General features: G+C 61.3%; 16 protein-coding genes. 4 read left to right on the forward strand and 12 right to left on the reverse strand.

The genetic code is table 11. The features are described 5' to 3' along the window. Positions 1-173 precede the first annotated feature (173 nt). Positions 174-632, reverse strand: coding sequence for a universal stress protein (locus tag ACZ5C7_RS06205; RefSeq protein WP_464375482.1), 459 nt, complete (start codon positions 630-632; stop codon positions 174-176). A gap of 107 nt (positions 633-739) precedes the next feature. Between ACZ5C7_RS06205 and ACZ5C7_RS06210 the strand changes: the two genes are divergently transcribed. Further along, positions 740-1,216 (forward strand): universal stress protein, encoded by a 477-nt coding sequence (locus ACZ5C7_RS06210; protein WP_464375483.1) that lies wholly within the window; start codon positions 740-742, stop codon positions 1,214-1,216. Positions 1,217-1,243: 27 nt separating this feature from the next. On the opposite strand, the gene ACZ5C7_RS06215 is transcribed toward ACZ5C7_RS06210, so the two are convergent. The 4 genes from ACZ5C7_RS06215 to ACZ5C7_RS06230 form a co-directional block, all read right to left on the reverse strand. Then, positions 1,244-2,020, reverse strand: a complete 777-nt coding sequence (locus ACZ5C7_RS06215; RefSeq protein WP_464375484.1) for a LysR family transcriptional regulator — start codon at positions 2,018-2,020, stop codon at positions 1,244-1,246. 82 nt (positions 2,021-2,102) lie between these two features. Then, positions 2,103-2,870 carry an ABC transporter ATP-binding protein gene (locus ACZ5C7_RS06220; protein WP_464375485.1) on the reverse strand — a complete coding sequence of 256 codons (768 nt, stop codon included), beginning with the start codon at positions 2,868-2,870 and terminating at the stop codon, positions 2,103-2,105. Beyond that, a complete protein-coding gene (locus ACZ5C7_RS06225; RefSeq protein ID WP_464375486.1) occupies positions 2,867-3,577 on the reverse strand; it encodes an ABC transporter permease in 711 nt (236 codons plus the stop codon). Before ACZ5C7_RS06225 ends, ACZ5C7_RS06220 begins: the two co-directional genes overlap by 4 nt. Positions 3,578-3,744: 167 nt before the next feature. Next, positions 3,745-4,677 (reverse strand): ABC transporter substrate-binding protein, encoded by a 933-nt coding sequence (locus ACZ5C7_RS06230; protein ID WP_464375487.1) that lies wholly within the window; start codon positions 4,675-4,677, stop codon positions 3,745-3,747. A 218-nt stretch (positions 4,678-4,895) separates the two neighbouring features. On the opposite strand from ACZ5C7_RS06230, the gene ACZ5C7_RS06235 reads away from it, so the two are divergent. Together ACZ5C7_RS06235 and ACZ5C7_RS06240 are read left to right on the forward strand one after the other, a co-directional pair. Beyond that, on the forward strand, positions 4,896-6,116 hold the full coding sequence (locus ACZ5C7_RS06235) for a DHH family phosphoesterase (protein ID WP_464375488.1): 1,221 nt from the start codon (positions 4,896-4,898) through the stop codon (positions 6,114-6,116). Between the two features lie 176 nt (positions 6,117-6,292). Then, entirely contained in the window at positions 6,293-7,183 is an 891-nt protein-coding gene (locus tag ACZ5C7_RS06240; protein ID WP_464375489.1) for a DUF368 domain-containing protein, read from the forward strand. A 103-nt stretch (positions 7,184-7,286) separates the two neighbouring features. On the opposite strand, the gene ACZ5C7_RS06245 is transcribed toward ACZ5C7_RS06240, so the two are convergent. Then, complete coding sequence (locus tag ACZ5C7_RS06245) at positions 7,287-7,979, reverse strand: hypothetical protein (protein ID WP_464375490.1); 693 nt, start codon at positions 7,977-7,979, stop codon at positions 7,287-7,289. Positions 7,980-8,112: 133 nt separating this feature from the next. Continuing rightward, positions 8,113-8,547, reverse strand: coding sequence for a DUF5807 family protein (locus ACZ5C7_RS06250; protein WP_464375491.1), 435 nt, complete (start codon positions 8,545-8,547; stop codon positions 8,113-8,115). 126 nt (positions 8,548-8,673) lie between these two features. Between ACZ5C7_RS06250 and ACZ5C7_RS06255 the strand changes: the two genes are divergently transcribed. Then, entirely contained in the window at positions 8,674-9,555 is an 882-nt protein-coding gene (locus ACZ5C7_RS06255; protein WP_464375492.1) for a CheF family chemotaxis protein, read from the forward strand. A 41-nt stretch (positions 9,556-9,596) separates the two neighbouring features. Here the strand turns inward: ACZ5C7_RS06255 and ACZ5C7_RS06260 are convergent, their stop codons facing one another. The 5 genes from ACZ5C7_RS06260 to ACZ5C7_RS06280 form a co-directional block, all read right to left on the reverse strand. After that, positions 9,597-10,805, reverse strand: a complete 1,209-nt coding sequence (locus ACZ5C7_RS06260) for a chemotaxis protein CheC (protein WP_464375493.1) — start codon at positions 10,803-10,805, stop codon at positions 9,597-9,599. A gap of 6 nt (positions 10,806-10,811) precedes the next feature. Then, on the reverse strand, positions 10,812-11,168 hold the full coding sequence (gene cheY / locus ACZ5C7_RS06265; protein WP_464375494.1) for a chemotaxis protein CheY: 357 nt from the start codon (positions 11,166-11,168) through the stop codon (positions 10,812-10,814). A gap of 119 nt (positions 11,169-11,287) precedes the next feature. Beyond that, complete coding sequence (locus ACZ5C7_RS06270) at positions 11,288-12,028, reverse strand: hypothetical protein (RefSeq protein ID WP_464375495.1); 741 nt, start codon at positions 12,026-12,028, stop codon at positions 11,288-11,290. Further along, positions 12,025-13,755, reverse strand: a complete 1,731-nt coding sequence (locus ACZ5C7_RS06275; RefSeq protein ID WP_464375496.1) for a methyl-accepting chemotaxis protein — start codon at positions 13,753-13,755, stop codon at positions 12,025-12,027. Before ACZ5C7_RS06275 ends, ACZ5C7_RS06270 begins: the two co-directional genes overlap by 4 nt. 180 nt (positions 13,756-13,935) lie before the next feature. Further along, positions 13,936-15,609 (reverse strand): type II/IV secretion system ATPase subunit, encoded by a 1,674-nt coding sequence (locus tag ACZ5C7_RS06280; protein WP_464375497.1) that lies wholly within the window; start codon positions 15,607-15,609, stop codon positions 13,936-13,938. Positions 15,610-15,611 lie beyond the last annotated feature (2 nt).

Raw genomic sequence — 15,611 nt, forward strand, 5'->3', positions numbered from 1 at the left:
GGCTACTAATTTCAAATAACTAAAATCTTTTTGTCAGCGTTTCTTCGACCAGCAATCGAGGAAACGGTACCGGCGGTTCGAAGGAGGTCACTGGAAAAACGGATGGACGAACTGCCGACAGGACGGGCTGGAAAGGTAGACAGACAAAACGAAGTTAGACAGACAAAACGAAGTTAGACAGACAAAACGGGTTGGCTCGCGTACGCGAGCACGTATTCGGCCGCCTTCTCGAGGATATCGGCGTCCGAATCGGTGACCGACTCCCGCGGGAGGACGATGAAGTCGGCGCCGATGTCGTCGGCCGCGTCGAGGACGGCACTGCCGGGGTGGCGCGTCTTCTGGGTTTGTGAAAAGCCGTGTGTCACCGATCGCGAGAACTGGACGTCGGAGTCGGCGGCGAGTTGGCCGATATCCTCGAGAAAGTCTTGCGTGCTCTCCGCGATATCGGACTCGTCGACGGTTCCGGCGTCCATGCCGCGGACGATGCCGCGTCCCAGCACGTACAGCGTGTGGACGGACGCGTCGTACCGATCGGCGACAGCGACGGCGTACTCGGAAGCGGTAGCCGACTCGACACTGCCGTCGACCGGGGCGAGGACGGTATCGACGGCGACTGGATCGCTAGCGTCCATACTCGTGAGTGCGTACCCGGACTTCAAAAAGCCCCCTCCTCGTTCCCCTCCGTTTTCGGCGTCGCTTCTGCTGTACGTTTATATCGGCTCGGACGCAACGTCCCCGTATGTTCGAAACGGTCGTCGTCGCAACTGACGGCTCCGAGAGCGTGAAACGTGCCGTCGACGTCGGACTCGACCTCGCGAACCGCTTCGACGCGACGGTCCACGCCCTCTCGGTCATCGACGCCGGCGAAGTCGACGCCTCGCCCGAACAGCTCCGCGAGGAACTCGAGACGGCCCTCGAGACCCACGCCGACGCCGCGCTCGCGACCGTCGAGGAGCGCTCGAGCCTCGAGCTCACGACGGACGTCCGTGAGGGCCGCCCCGCCGCGGAGATATGCTCGTACGCGCGAGACACCGACGCCGACCTCGTCGTGACCGGAACGCGGGGTCGCCACGGCGAAAACCGACTGCTGCTGGGAAGCGTCGCCGAGCGCGTCGTCCGAACGTCGCCCGTTCCCGTCCTGACGGTTCGACAGCTCGAGCCGTCCGAAGACCCCTCGAGCGGCGATTCGGCCGCAAAAGACGCCGTCAACACCTGATTCTGCGGCGAAGCCGATAGTTCGTTTTCAATCCAGTTGATCGGGCTGGTCGTCGCTGGACGGGGCGACAGCCCTCGGAATCGCTCGAGCAGCCGTCGCTTTGAACGAGGCGCGCATTCGCGTTCCGGGGTCGATATCCAACGCGTCGACGCTCCTCTGCGTAACGATGGTTTCGAGTTCGAACGGATCGCTGGAGTCGTCCGCCGCGTCTGAGTCGAGCGCCGAATCTCGAGTCCGTTCGAGCGCGAGCGTAACCCTCGCGATTCCGTCGCTCGCGTCGACCGAGGAAACCGTCCCGGTGAACTGGTTGCGGAAACTCGTTTCCTCGCCCGCAGAGGATCCATCGGGTGCGGAGAGGACGACAGCGTCGGATCGAACGCCGACCTGAACGTCGGTCGTCCCCTCCGGAACGAGCGCTACGACGGGGCCGACAACCGTTTCGACGGTGCCGAGGGCTCCCGTCCGCTCTCGAACCGTTCCCGGAAACACCGATTCGGTCGCTCGAGCGACCCCGTCGAGCTCCGTCTGATGGCGCTCGAACTGCTGGCGGACCTCGAGAGCCGTTTGCGTGAGTTCGGTCCCGCCGCCGCCTTTGCCGCCGCGGCGTCGCTCCGTGAGGTCGCCAAGCGACTCCTCGAGTTCGACGATCCGGCCCTGAAGCCGGGCGTACGATCGCCCGAGGGCGTCGGCGGCCGCGTGCATCGAGCCGCGCTCGTCGATCGCCTCGAGCATCTCGATGTCGCGCCGGTCGATCGTCTTGCCGTCTACGGCTAGTTCCGTCTTGTACTCTTTTTCGAGTGTCATCGGTGTATTCGGTCGTCGGTGAGTCGTTCGATGAGCCGTCGGTTCGCGGCTCCGCCAAACCTGATCGGGCCGAGTTCGTCTTTCAATAAATCAACTCGCCATCAATAAATTTCTGTGTGCGCTGGTCCGCCGGATCCTCGAAAATCGTCTCGGTCTCGCCGACCTCGATGATCCCGTCGCCGAGGATAACGGCGACTCGATCGGCGATCCGCTCGGCCTGGTTCATGTCGTGGGTCGCGATCGCGACGCCGATACCGCGATCTCCGGCCTCGCGGACCGCCTCCTCGATCACCGCGGTGTTTCGGGGGTCGAGGTCCGACGTCGGCTCGTCGAGCAGGAGAAAGTCAGGTTCGTACGCGAGCGCGCGAGCGAAGGCCACCCGCTGGGCTTCCCCGCCCGAGAGCGATTCGGCGTGCTGTTCGAGTTTCCCCTCGAGGCCGACGACCTCGAGCGCCTCCATCGCCGGACTCGCCCCGTTTCGGAGCCCGACGAGGTCGGCGAACTCGCGGTGGAGCCGATCTCGCCACGACCTGCGAATGTGGAGGCCGTACTCGGCGTTCCGCCGGACGTTCGCGTCGAAGAGGCTCGCCTCCTGGAACACCATCCCGATATCGCGTCTGTACTCGAGTCGGCGCTGTTCGGATGCGTCCCACACGTCGGTGCCGTCGTACTCGAGCGAGCCGTCGAGGGGCCGCTCGAACATCGCGAGCAAGCGCAGGAGCGTCGTCTTCCCGACGCCGGAGGGGCCGATGATCGCGACGATTTCACCGGGTGGAACGTCGAGCGACACGTCCTCGAGGATGTCTTCGCCGTCGTAGCCGTGATCGATATCGACGGTTCGAAGCGTCATCGGTAGCCACCCCCGTCGTCGCCCAGACGGACGACGATCGCGTTCACGAGCAGGACGAGCGCGACGAGGATCGCGCCGAGGATCATCGCCGTCTCGAAGCGGCCCTGCCTGGCCTCGAGTTGGATCGCCGTCGTCAGCGTCCGGGTCACGGATTCGCCGTCCGCACCCGCGATGTTGCCGCCGACGATGAGGACGCCGCCGACCTCGCTGATCGCCCGTCCGAAACCCGCGAGAACTGCGGTCGCGAGCCCGTACCGGGCTTCCTTGATCGTCACGAGTGCCACGTCGTAGCGCGTGCCGCCCATCGCGAACGCCGCGTCCCTGACCTGCTGTTCGACGCTCGAGACCGCGGCCAGGCTCACGCCGGTGATAACCGGTACCGCGAGGACGATCTGGGAAAGGATCATCGCTTCCGTCGTAAAGACGAGATCGAACGAACCGAGCGGTCCCTCGTTCGAGACCGCAAAGAGCACGACCAGTCCCACGACGACGCTGGGGAACCCCATCCCGGTCGTGATGATCGACGTGAGGAAGTTCTTGCCACGAAAGTCCCTGAATCCGACGAGCAACGCGATCGGGACGCTCACGATTGTGCTGAGGAAAACGGCGGTGAGGCTCACGTACAGCGAGACCTCGATGATGCTCCGAACGTAGGTCCACTCGAAGGGAAACGCGGCCACGAGGGGGAGCAAGGCGTCGAATATCATGGCGAACGCACCGGTGTTCTCGTGTCCGAATAGCTCGACTCCGTCGGGAAGTAGTGTTCGAAACGGAGCGCCGTCGCGGACGCGGCTAACAGACGTTTCTCAGCCCGGCGTCGCGATTCCCCCAAGCGCGTGATACGCGCGGTCATCATCGCACAGCAACCCGACAGCTACTCACCGTCGCCTCCGGTCCACTCTTCGGGAACGTACTGGTGGAAGTTCGGATCCTCCGAGAGCGCCTCGGGGAAGAACAGCTGCTCGTCCTCGACGGTGTACTCCCCGATTATCTCTTGCGCCTCGGGACTCGTGATGTAGCCGATGTAAGCCATCGCGAGATCGTACTCGACGTTATCGTGGACCTCGGGATTGACGGCGACGATCCCGTAGGGGTTTGCGAGCAACTCGGGACCGTCCTCGATCGGGCCCTCGACGAGGATCTCGAGGTCGATATCACTTTGCATCGAAATGTAGGTCCCTCGGTCGGCGAGCGTGTAGCCACCTTGCATGTCGGCTTCGGTCAGGATCTCGCCCATTCCGCCGCCGCCGTCTACGTACCAGTCGCCGGACTCTTCGACGGCGACCCCCGCCTCGTCCCAGAGCTCGAGTTCCTTCGTGTGCGTTCCGGAATTGTCCCCGCGCGAGACGAACAACGATTCGGAGTCGGCGATCGAATCGAAGGCCTCGGCCGCGTCCTCGCCCCCGCCGATCCCCGCCGGGTCGTCGGAATCCCCGACGACGACGAAGTCGTTGAACATGATATCGCGTCGGTTCACGCCGTAGCCGTCCTCGAGGAACTCGTCTTCCTGCGATCTGGCGTGGACCATCACGACGTCCGAGTCGCCGGATCGGGCGGTCTCGAGGGCCGCACCCGTCCCCTGGGAAACGGTGTCGACGGTGACGCCGTAGCGTTCCTCGAACGGGAGGTTGATCTCGTCGAGCAAGCCCGTATCGTAGGTGCTGGTCGTCGTCGTAAGCGTCAGCGTCGTGCCGACGATCCCCGCCTCGTCTCCGTCGGGGTCGTCGTCCCCGCTAAGACAGCCGGCGAGCGCGATCCCGGCGCTACTCCCCACAGCAGCGAGAAACGTTCGTCGTTGTATCGACATAGATACCACGAAGAACGCGTTCCTGAAAAAGGTATGGGCAAAGACGTAACTGAATGAGGTTATCGAGCACCCATATACAATCCATATTTGGGAAGAAAAACTGGAAGTAGTTACAATCGAGACGCTCGAAACCGCTCCCAAATGAAGGGATTGCTGGGCCGGCCCGCTCGAGCATCGATACCGGCGGGTTCTTCCCATAGCGTCTCTCAACTGACGGTATGTACGAAGATATCATCGAGAGCGGCGAGTTATCGCTCGCTCGCAAGTCCGTCCTGCCGGGGACGGGCTTTTTCATGCCTGACACCCTCGAGGAGGACCTCGAGGAACAGGAAGCCAAATCCGCACTCGAGGGCGCGGATGTCGCCGTCGTCGCCGACCCCGATGCGGACGGGCTGGCCTGCGTCGCGCTGTTGCGCGAACTGTACGGCGATGTCCAAAATATTCCGGGGCCCGATACGGGAGAGAGCGACGAGGCGGACGCGACCAACGAAACCGACGAGACCGCCGATGAGGACGAGGAACTCCTCGAGGAACCCGAGCCGACCCCCCACACAGTCGCGCTCGTTCCGGGAAGCCCGCACAACCTCGAGGACTCGCTCCAGCAGGTCGCCGACCACGGCGCGGACGGGATCGACCTCTACGTCTGTGACCTCTGTCCGGACCGATACGAGTACGTCGAGGACGAACTCGAGGCGGCGCTCGAAACCGCAGGAAGCATCGAGTGGTACGATCACCACCAGTGGGACGACGACGTTGCGGCGTCGGTTCGGGACGCCGGCGTCACACTCGTCGTCGGCGATTCGGACAAGGAGTGCACGGCGGACGTCGTCTACCGCTCGCTCGAGTACGACTTCGACGAGAAGTTCGAGGAGTTGGCCGCGGTCACGCGGGATCACGACCTCTGGCTTCGCGAGGATCCCCGAAGCGACGACCTCGCGGATTACGCCTACTGGACCGACCCAGCGGAGTACGTCGAGGTCGTCCGCGAGTACGGCGCGAACTTCCCCGAGTGGGTCGAGGAGTACATCGCCGAACGCCGGGTCGAGAAAGAGGCCCTGATCGAGCGAGCCGTCTCCCGCTCGGAGCTTCGAGAAGTCGGCGACTACACCGTCGGCATCACCTACGGCCGGTGTTCCCAGAACGAAGTCGCCGAAGCGATGCGCGAGCAGGGAGCCGACGCCTCCATCATCGTCAAACCCGCCGGCTCGGCCTCGATCCGGGGCACCGACGAATTCGAACTGTGTCACGAGGTCGCCGGGAAGGTAAACGGCGGCGGTCACCCCAAGGCCGCGGGCTGTAAGCCCGACATCTACGACGACATGCTCGACTACGCCAACCACTGGACGACTCGAGGATCCGTCGCGAAGCAGGTAATCTTGGACGCGTTCGGTGCCGTCGTCGAGGACGAAGCGAGCGAAGTGAACGAAGCGGACGAGTAAGCCGCTGGGAAAGCCCTTTATTTCGTACTATAGTACACCTAGTCAATGCTCGATGGCGGCGGACACTCCCCGGGGCGACACTGAGTATGGAAGACGAAGCCCAACGTCGATCTTCTCTAGTCGTCCGTTCCGCTCGGGCCCGCGATTGGCTCGCAATATATCTCAAGGGGTTCTGTATGGGGGCGGCAGATATGGTCCCCGGAGTGTCCGGCGGCACGATCGCGCTCATCACGGGTATCTACGAACGCCTAGTCACCGCGATCGCCGCCCTCGACCTGCGCGTGCTACCGAATCTAATGGACATCCGAACGGGCGCGGCCCGCGAGCGATCGTACAAACTGCTCCTCGAAATGGACGTCCCGTTCTTGCTGGCCCTCGGGTTCGGAATCGCCACCGCGGTGCTCGCGACCTCCCGCGTCATCGAAGTCGCGTTCACGTCCTTCCCCGCCGTGATGAGCGCGTTTTTCTTCTGTCTCATGGCCGCTTCCGCCGTCGTGATCTATCGAGACGTCGACCTCGAGACGATCGGCCAACGGACGGCGGGCGTCAGTGCTATCGTGATCGCGTTTACCGTGAGCGGCGTGACGAGCGGAGGAGCAGCGGGAAGCCTCCCGATGATTTTCGTCGCGGGTGCCATCGCGATTTCGGCGATGGTGCTTCCCGGTATCTCCGGCGCGGCGTTTCTCTACATTCTCGGTCAGTACGAATTTCTCCTCGGCGCGTTGAACGAATTCGTCGGTGCCGCCTTCGCCCTCCCGAGCGGCGGAAGCATCGACGCGCTGGTCGAAACCGGACCCCTTCTCGTCGCCTTCATGACCGGCGCTGTCCTCGGACTCGCGACGATCGCTCGCCTGGTGAAATGGGCGCTCGAGCGATATCGCGTCGCCCTGATGGCGTTTCTCACCGGGCTTATGGTGGGCGCACTGCGTCTTCCCGTCGAGCGAGCGCTGGCCGAAACGGCCCAGTGGACGCCGCGTCTCATCGCCGGAACGGTGTTCGCGGGCGTACTGGGTGGCGGAGTTGTGCTCCTGCTCGATCAGTATACGGATTCGCTCGAGTACGCGTGAGAAATCGTCGCGGTGTGATTTTACGACACCATAGATCCGTTCTTACGCGATCAAACGGGCTGGCTACCGCCGGTTCTACGAACGAAAATGGGTGCGACGATTTCTACTCTCGAGCGAAGAACCGAATCACGAGCTGCAGGACGTGGACGAAGACGCCGGCGACGGCGATGTAGACGCCGATGGTCTGGAGGCCGACCGGCATGTCCCGCTGATCTCGGATGCGCCAGATCTCCCAGCCGAGCCGCAGGATGAATCCGAGGAAGATCAGGACGAACCCGACCGGCAGGACCGGTGCGAAGAACGTCCCGATGGCGATGGCGATCACGCCGCCGATGAACGAGTAGTTGGCGTACGATCCCCAACTCTCGAAGGTCTTCGAGCGCGCGTAGACGTATCCCGATATCAGTGCGGTCATGATCGCGACGATGATCGCCGTCACGCCGAGGATCGCGAGCTGACTCTCCGACGGTGCGAACGAGAGGACGCCCGCGCCGAACGTGCCGAACGCGAGTTGCAAGACCACCATTCCGACGAAGGCGATGCCGAAGTCACCGCCCTCGACGCCCCGCTCGGCGATCAGTTCGCCGACCATGATCGCCGCACCGTAGACGAGCACGCCGATGATCGGTGCCTGAAACAGGTAGTCGTTAACCACTGCGAGCGGCGTCTCGACGAAGACGGCCATCAGGGCAATGTTGATCGCCATGAGGATGCTCGCCCCGCCGATCACGCGAGCTTCGCGACTCGAGATGCCGAACCCGCGGTCGGTCTCGTGTGGCGTTTCGAAGGAACTCATAGGCGGCCGTACCCCGCTGGGACGGATAAAGATGGTCCTTTAGGGTGGTTCGAAAGCGGATATCCTCTCGAGCGCGAGAGAGCATCACGACGGCGATGGAAAAAACCGCGACGGCGACGAAAAACGAGAGCGACTACTCGGCAACCCAGCGGTCCGAGTACGACGTTTCACATTGACATTGCGCGTACGCGTGAACGACATCTCCGTCGGCATACACTCCGCCAACCTCCTCGTTTTGCTCCTCGGCGAACGCGAAGATGTACTGGACGCCGTGCTCGTTCGTCTCGTCGTCAGAACCGTCTCCCTCGGGACAGACCCCGTCCGTGAGGTCGTCGTCGATCGGGCTCTCGGTCGCCATCGCCGATTTCGCGAAGGCCATCGCGTCCGTGCCGGTCGCGGCCTTGAACGCGTTTCGCCCGCTCTCGCCGTCGACGACGATCAACACCCCGCCTTCGACCTCCTCGCCGAACTGTTCTAACCTGTCGTCTTCGACGTAGGATTCGGCCAGAAACAGCGCGACGTCGTCGGGCCGCTCGCCCGCCAGAAACTCCGCACGTGGATCACTCATAGCTCGACAACGGGTCTCGAGTGGGAAAAAGGCCGTCATTGACCGCCAGCGAGCGCGCGTGCGACCGTCCAGTCGGACCTCGAGAATGTCCGAAAAGCTAAGATAATCCAGTCAGTAGCAATTGCCATGGACGAGGATGTCGTCGCGGATATCACTGGTCGCTTTATTTTGAGCAACGGTGGTGAGAACGCGGGCAAACCGGTCGAGGGGCGGATTATCATGACCGAAAAGCGGATCGTTCTTGCAACGGGCAAAAGAAAGGAAACGGTCCCGCTGTCGAAAGTCATCGACGTGAACGTCGGAACGGTTCCCCAACACGTCAAACGGTTCTTCGGAGATACGGCGACGATCGGCTACCGAACCGACGACGGCACCCAGAGTGCGGTCATCGAAAGCTCGGACGAGAAGGTCGAAACATTCGTCGCGATTCTCTTTCGGACCTTACTCAACGGACAGAAAGTCGCCGTCAAACACCCCGCACGGGTCGGCGGCCGATTGAAAGACTCGAGCGTGGTTCTCGGAAGCCTTCACATCAAGAACAGGCAGGTCGAAGTCAGGACCAAAAATAGCAGCTTCAGCATCGACGTGGCGACGGTGATGAACATCGACCGGACGAACAGGATCGGCGACAGCGACGATCGAGTGACCCTGGTCGTCAAACACACCGATCAGGAGTCGGGCATGACCCAGACGTCACAGATCGCCCCCGCAAAAAGTCAGTTCGTAAATCTGCTGGCGCGATACTTCAGGCTCGAGTACGACGAGGTCCGCGAGGAGGTCGAACAGATCGAGTTGACCAACCCGGAGAAACGCGTCCTCGTCAGCGTTCACGCCACGGGCGGCGATATCGACTTTACGAACATGTTAGACGGCGATCCGACCTACGTGACGAACGTGTTGAACTCGGTCCGAAACAAGCAACTGGTCGTCGAGAACGGCGAGGGCATCTCGCTGACACCGCAGGGTCGAATCGTCGTGAGTCAACGCATCGAAGACGTCAACGCGTGAAAAATCCCAGCAGGTCGTTTCTCGAACGAAGCCGAGTGTTTTCAGAACAGATCGTCGGGATCGGCCTTCGTGTTATCGGAGTTGTCGATGAGGATCTCGTCCAAGGCCTCCTCGAGTTCGTCTCGGCGCGGTAGGGCGAGCATCTGACAGGTGAACACTCGGTCGCTGTCGGTTTCGATGCTCGAGTCGAGCATGAACGCGTGGTCGTCGGTCTGGGCGATCTGAGCGATGATCGGGCTCATGATCGACGAGCCGATGTCGGCGACGAACTTCGGCGGCGAGTGTTTGATCTCCGCGTTCAACACGTTCGCCCAGCCGTCGATGAAGCCGCTGGTCATGATGTTGCCCAGTTCCTGTAAGGCACCCTGTTCCATCTCGCCCCACTCGCCTTCGGTTTCCATGGGAACGAGCGAATCGACGACCGCACGGCCCGAGGGTTGATCGAAGAGGATGATCAGGTAGCCGCCCAATTTGCCCTCGAATTCCATGACGGTCCCGACGTAGCGTTTGTTCCCGACTTCGGCCGGGATGTCCTCTAAGGGAACGAGGCTCAGCCGACTGATGTTGACGCTCGTCTCGATGCCGGTCATCGAGGTGATGTTGTCGGCCGATTTCTCCGCGCCCTCCTTGGTCATCTCGTTGAACACCTCGAGCTTTTCGAAGGAGATGCTCGTCTCGGTCTGTGGCTCGAGTGCGGTCTCGAGCGACGCCTGGTCGGGAACGAGCAGGATGCGAAAGTCGACGGGTTCGTTCACGCCACCGCGTGAGGCTTCGACTCGGCTCCGGAAGACGAGGAGGTGGCTGTCACCCTCCGTCGCGGACCGCGGGAGAACGTCCGTCCCGGTTCCTTCTATATAGGTCGGCGGCGAACTCTTGATCTTCGTGTTGAGGTGGTTCGCCCAGCCGTCGATGAAGCCGCTGGTCATGATGTTGCCGACCTCTTTGATACTGCTCTTTTTCATCTCGGGGTCGTCGGCCGGGACGAGCACGTCGGTAACTGCCGTCCGCGCCTGCTCGTCGAACGCGAGAACCGTCTCTCCCTGTATCTCTCCGGTCAGATCGATGCTGACGCCAGCGTACTCGTTGCCGATGAACTCGTACTGGAGATCGGTCGGCGACATCAACGAAACGTCGGTTACTTCGACTCGAGTGTTGATCCCCGTGAGCTGAGAGAGCGATTTGACCGCCGACTGTGCGCCGTCGTGAGCGAGTTTGTTGTACGTCTCGAGGGCCTGAATATCGATTTCCATGAAAAATTACCCGGCGGTGATGCTGTTGACTTCCTCGAGGACGCTTTCCTTCTGGAACGGTTTCGTAATGTAACCGTCCGCACCGGCTTTGATCGAGTCTTTCATCTGCTCGGCTTGCTCGACGCTCGTACACATGACGATGGTCGCATTAGGATCGATATCCGTAATCTCGTCGGTCGCTTCGATCCCGTCTTTGATCGGCATGACGATATCCATGAAGGCGATATCCGGCTGTTCCTGTTGATACAACTCCACGGCTTCGACGCCGTTTTCGGCTTCCCCCACGATGTTGTGCTCCTCCTCGAGAATTTCCCGGAGAAGATCCCGCATGAATCCGGAATCGTCCGTAATTAGTACGTCCATGAGCGGTTCGACACACTCAGTTTACTTAATAAGATTGGCCGTCTCCCGGTCGCAACGACGAACGACGAGTCCACAAACACGGACGTGTGCGGAACGAAGGATCTCGGCTCGCGCTCCGATCAGGAACCGCTCGGGTCCCGACCACTATCGTTGCGGCTCTCCGCCGTTGGCGCCGTCGAATCCGCTTCGACGACCTGAGCCAGCGCGTCGCGACCGCCAAAGAGGATGACGGCAAACCCGAGTATCAACACGATGTCGGCGTAAATCGCGATACTCGAGCCGACGAACGTGTCGGTCACCTCGAGGTTGTATTCGGCCAGCACTCCCGAAACGAGCATGGCGACCCACGTGAGAATAGTGAGGTACATGATCTTCACGTACAGCAGCTGGCGTTCGTCGGTCTGCTGACCGGCCCGCCGCCTGAACGGCTTCGTGAGCAGATAGACCGTGACCCCGATCATGACCACCATCAGCGTCATGATACCGAGTTGGACGAACCCGTCGGTCAACCAGCCGCCGAGCGTGCTCCAGTTCGCCCACAACAGGGCGACGATCAGAGCGCCGGTGGTTCGAAGACCGACGCCAGCGGATTGTTTCAACACGTAGGCGAAAGCGAGCCACAGGATCGTGTATCCGATAAACCGAGCGCCCGACGTTTCGACGCCGGGCTCGACCTCGATCATCAGAAACTCGACCGACATGAGCACGTACGAGAGACCCATGCCAGCGGCGGCCAGTCCCGGAATGTACCCGTACTTGCGAACGTCCGCAGACAGCCACTGCGACGCCCCGATGATACCGAGTGAACCCACGAGCAACAGCACGCCGAACCACCTGTAGAGGACGAGCTCGCTGATCATCGGTCCACCTCCTCGTCAACTCGAGCGCCGTCATCCGTCGAGTTGTGATCGCCGTCCGCCTTCCCGTCCACCGCACCATCCGTCCAGCCGCCGTCCGCTTGCAGTGTCGTCCGTTCGGAAGCCGAACCGGCTCGAGCCCCGAGGTCGAACTCGCTCATCATCGATGCCAGGACCTCCGCCTGGTTCCCGAGCGAATCCGCCGAACTCGAGACCTGTTCGATCGTCGCCGTGGTCTCTTCGGACGCCGCGGCGACTTTCTCAGACTGGTTGCTCGTCTCCGCCGAGACGTTCGTCACGTCCGCGAGTACCGAGGACAGTTCCTGTGCGGCCTCGGCCTGGTCGTCAGCCGTCGAATCGATCTCTCGAATTCGCATATCGACTTGCTCGATTCCCTCGTTGACCGCGGTCAGCTGTTCGTTCAACTGTCGAACCAGTTGCGAGGTCTGTTTCAACTCCCCGTCGACCGAATGGACTTCCTCCGCGGTCACCGCCGCCTGGTCCTGAATCGCGCTAAGTCTCCGATCGATATCGTCGACACCGTCCATCGTTTCCTCGGCCAACTGCTTGATCTCGTTCGCGACGACCGAAAAGCGCTCGCCGCTTTGACCGGCGCTCGAGGCCTCGATGTTCGCGTTCAGTGCCAGCAAATTCGTCTGGTCGGCGACGTCTTCGATGAGCTCCGTGATCTCGCCGATCTGTTCGGCTTCGTTGGTGAGCGCCTCGACGGTTTCGACGACCGAATCGGTCATCTCGACCAGGCTCTCGATGTTCGCTTCGACCTGTTCGGCGTGTTCCTGTCCCTCGCTCGCACTCGCGGTCACGTCTTCGGACGTTTCAGCGATGTCGCTCGTCGCGGCTGCAACCTCTTCGCTTCCCGCGGAGAGTTCGCTGACGTTCGAACTCGCGATATCGAGTTGCTCGCTCTGTGTCGTTGCCCCCTCGGAAATCTCTTGCATCGACTCGGAGACGTCGCCGCTCGCGTCTCGAATCTGCTCGCTCGAGGCCTCGAGGTCGACCGCCATCTCGTCGACGGTCGAACTCATCGTCTGGACGTTCTCGAGAACGTCGGTGATCTCCTCGAGCATCTCGTTGAACGAGTCGGCGATGGCTTCGATCGCCTCGTTTTCGATCTGGGGCTCCAATCGATTACTCAGGTCGCCGTCGGCGCACGCTTCCATCACGCCGGAGAACCGTTGTGCTTCGTCGATCAACTCCTGATTTTGCCGTTCGGCCTCCCGCTGGGCCTCTCGAAGTTTCTCCTGTTGCACCTCGAGTTCCTCCGAACGCTCTCTGGCGTCTTCTTTGGCTTCCTGTGCCTGTCGTTCTTTTTCCGTTACCTCCTCGAGCGTCGTCTCGAGCGAATCGCGCATCTCGGCGAGCGAGGTGTACAGCGCGCCGATCTCGTCGGTTCGCTCGGTCTCCAGATTGACATCGAAGTCGCCGTTGCCGATCCGTTCGGCCCCGGACTCGAGTTGTCGCAGTTCCATCCCGACGTTCCCGCCGACGACGATCCAGGCGACGCCCAGATTGATGAACGTCACCAGCAACAGACCAGCCAGCGACGCAGTCGATCGCTCGACGACGGTTTCGGACGGTCCCGAAACGATATGAAGCCGAAAAATCAGCCCGGCGACAACCGTCGTGACGATGATACCGGCGAAGATGACGGCGAGTTTCGCACTATACTGCCTCCGAATCCGTTCTACCCCCAAAACCCCGTAGTTCATTAGTATCCCTTATCTTGATTCGTAATCGCACGCACACCTACCAAGGTCCGAACGATATGTGCTAACTATTTGAATAATTCTACGGGTAGTTAATTCTTCTCGCCGTTACGGAACCAGTGTCGCCAAGAGAAGGATTAGTTCGCCCGAGTGAACACGAGTCGTTCGATCGGCTGCGGACGATCAGTCCGGACGCGTAATATGGAACGGAAGCCCTTCGATGCCGTCCCGCTGGAACTGATCGATCGTCGAGTTCACTTCGTGATACTCGAGGATGTTCTCCTGGATCATCCGCTCGATAATGTTCGATCGGAACTCGAGGTCGTCGTAGATGTCTCGCGTGTCGGCGTATCCGAGCAGCGTCGCGATCTGTTCTTCGAGGACGTAGGAGTTGTTCATCCCCTGGAAGACGATTTCGTCCTCGACGGGGTCCCAGTAGAACACCTGCCGGGTGACGACGCCGTCCATCTGATCGGAGTAGCCCTCGATCTCCTGGACGCTCGTGACCCGCCGCAGAACGTCGTCGCCCTGTTTCACCCGATTCTGGAACAGGGCCACGTCGGCGTTGTCCATGAACGTCTCGGGGACGTTGATCGGGTCCCCGGTAAATCGCTGGATCATCGAGACGATATCGCTCGCGTGGAATGTTAGCATGACCGGGTGACCGGTCTGGGCCGCCTGGAACGCCATTCGACCCTCTTCACCACGGACCTCACCCACGACGATGTACTCGGGGCGGGAACGGAGCGCCGCCTCGACGAGATTGAACATGTCGACGTCCGCGCTGTCCTCGCTTCGGCTCTCTCGAGTCAGTAGCTGCTGCCAGGTGTCGTGGGGCGGCAGCACCTCGGCAGTGTCCTCTGCGGTGTATATCTTCGAGTCCCGCGGGATGAACGACATGATGGAGTTAAGCGTCGTCGTCTTCCCCGACGCCGTCTCGCCGACGACGAACACCGTTCGCTCGTTCTCGAGACACAGCCAGAGATACGCCGCGAGCTGGGGCGAAAGCGTCCCCCAATTCGTAATCTGGGTGACCGAAAGGGGCACCTCGTCGCCCTGACGGATCGTGAGACTGGGGCCCTTCACGCTCACGTCGTCGCTGTAAATCACGTTCAGACGGGAGCCGTCCGGGAGCGTCGAGTCGACAATCGGCTCGGCGTCCGTCATCGGGTTCCCGATCCGTTCGCCCATATTACTCAGCCAGCTATCGAACTCCTCTTGCGTGCCGAAATCGACCGTCGTCTCGACCATGCCGTAGGTTCCGTGATCGACGTAACACTCGTTGGGGCCGATCACGTGAATGTCCTCGTTCGCCGGGTCACGCATAACCGGCTCGAGCGGCCCGAGACCGACGATATCTCGATTCAACCGGTACCGAATGTTCTCGTAGGTCTCCTGTGGTATCTCCTGAATGCCCGGGTGAAACTGGACTTTGAGCCGATCGAGAAAGTTCTCCAGGTCGTCACCCTTGATGTGGGTTGCCTCTTGGAGCAACTCCTCGATCTGGTCGTCGTACTCGGCGTCGTTTTCGGGTGCGGTCTTGCTCGTACTCCGGCGCAACAGGGAGTCTTTGACCGTCTGGAAGACCTCTTTCTCTTCTTCCGAAAGCGTCGGCTCGACGGTGAAGTACTGCATTTTCGCACCGACATCGCCGTAAATGTGACTGAAAATCGGGCCCCCAACCGGATACAGGACGTTGGGGTGATCAGTTTCGTACTCCGCGGACGGCTCGTCGATCAGGACCGGAAACTCGCCGGTGATCTGTCTGAATTTCTTTAGGTGTTCGCGGAGGTGCGGTCGACGCGCGGCGAGTTCTCGAAGCTCGTCCGACGGCTTTGGTGTTCCCAGCTCAGTCATTA

It is taken from the genome of Halostagnicola alkaliphila, assembly GCF_055379965.1.

Excerpts from the sequence above, each read along its gene's own strand:
- cheY (WP_464375494.1), bottom strand. The coding sequence starts at position 11,168 with ATGGACGTACTAATTACGGACGATTCCGGATTCATGCGGGATCTTCTC.
- ACZ5C7_RS06270 (WP_464375495.1), bottom strand. The coding sequence starts at position 12,028 with ATGATCAGCGAGCTCGTCCTCTACAGGTGGTTCGGCGTGCTGTTGCTC.
- ACZ5C7_RS06205 (WP_464375482.1), bottom strand. The coding sequence starts at position 632 with ATGGACGCTAGCGATCCAGTCGCCGTCGATACCGTCCTCGCCCCGGTC.
- ACZ5C7_RS06240 (WP_464375489.1), top strand. The coding sequence starts at position 6,293 with ATGGGGGCGGCAGATATGGTCCCCGGAGTGTCCGGCGGCACGATCGCG.
- ACZ5C7_RS06255 (WP_464375492.1), top strand. The coding sequence starts at position 8,674 with ATGGACGAGGATGTCGTCGCGGATATCACTGGTCGCTTTATTTTGAGC.
- ACZ5C7_RS06220 (WP_464375485.1), bottom strand. The coding sequence starts at position 2,870 with ATGACGCTTCGAACCGTCGATATCGATCACGGCTACGACGGCGAAGAC.
- ACZ5C7_RS06215 (WP_464375484.1), bottom strand. The coding sequence starts at position 2,020 with ATGACACTCGAAAAAGAGTACAAGACGGAACTAGCCGTAGACGGCAAG.
- ACZ5C7_RS06225 (WP_464375486.1), bottom strand. The coding sequence starts at position 3,577 with ATGATATTCGACGCCTTGCTCCCCCTCGTGGCCGCGTTTCCCTTCGAG.
- ACZ5C7_RS06210 (WP_464375483.1), top strand. The coding sequence starts at position 740 with ATGTTCGAAACGGTCGTCGTCGCAACTGACGGCTCCGAGAGCGTGAAA.
- ACZ5C7_RS06230 (WP_464375487.1), bottom strand. The coding sequence starts at position 4,677 with ATGTCGATACAACGACGAACGTTTCTCGCTGCTGTGGGGAGTAGCGCC.
- ACZ5C7_RS06280 (WP_464375497.1), bottom strand. The coding sequence starts at position 15,609 with ATGACTGAGCTGGGAACACCAAAGCCGTCGGACGAGCTTCGAGAACTC.
- ACZ5C7_RS06235 (WP_464375488.1), top strand. The coding sequence starts at position 4,896 with ATGTACGAAGATATCATCGAGAGCGGCGAGTTATCGCTCGCTCGCAAG.
- ACZ5C7_RS06245 (WP_464375490.1), bottom strand. The coding sequence starts at position 7,979 with ATGAGTTCCTTCGAAACGCCACACGAGACCGACCGCGGGTTCGGCATC.
- ACZ5C7_RS06275 (WP_464375496.1), bottom strand. The coding sequence starts at position 13,755 with ATGAACTACGGGGTTTTGGGGGTAGAACGGATTCGGAGGCAGTATAGT.
- ACZ5C7_RS06260 (WP_464375493.1), bottom strand. The coding sequence starts at position 10,805 with ATGGAAATCGATATTCAGGCCCTCGAGACGTACAACAAACTCGCTCAC.
- ACZ5C7_RS06250 (WP_464375491.1), bottom strand. The coding sequence starts at position 8,547 with ATGAGTGATCCACGTGCGGAGTTTCTGGCGGGCGAGCGGCCCGACGAC.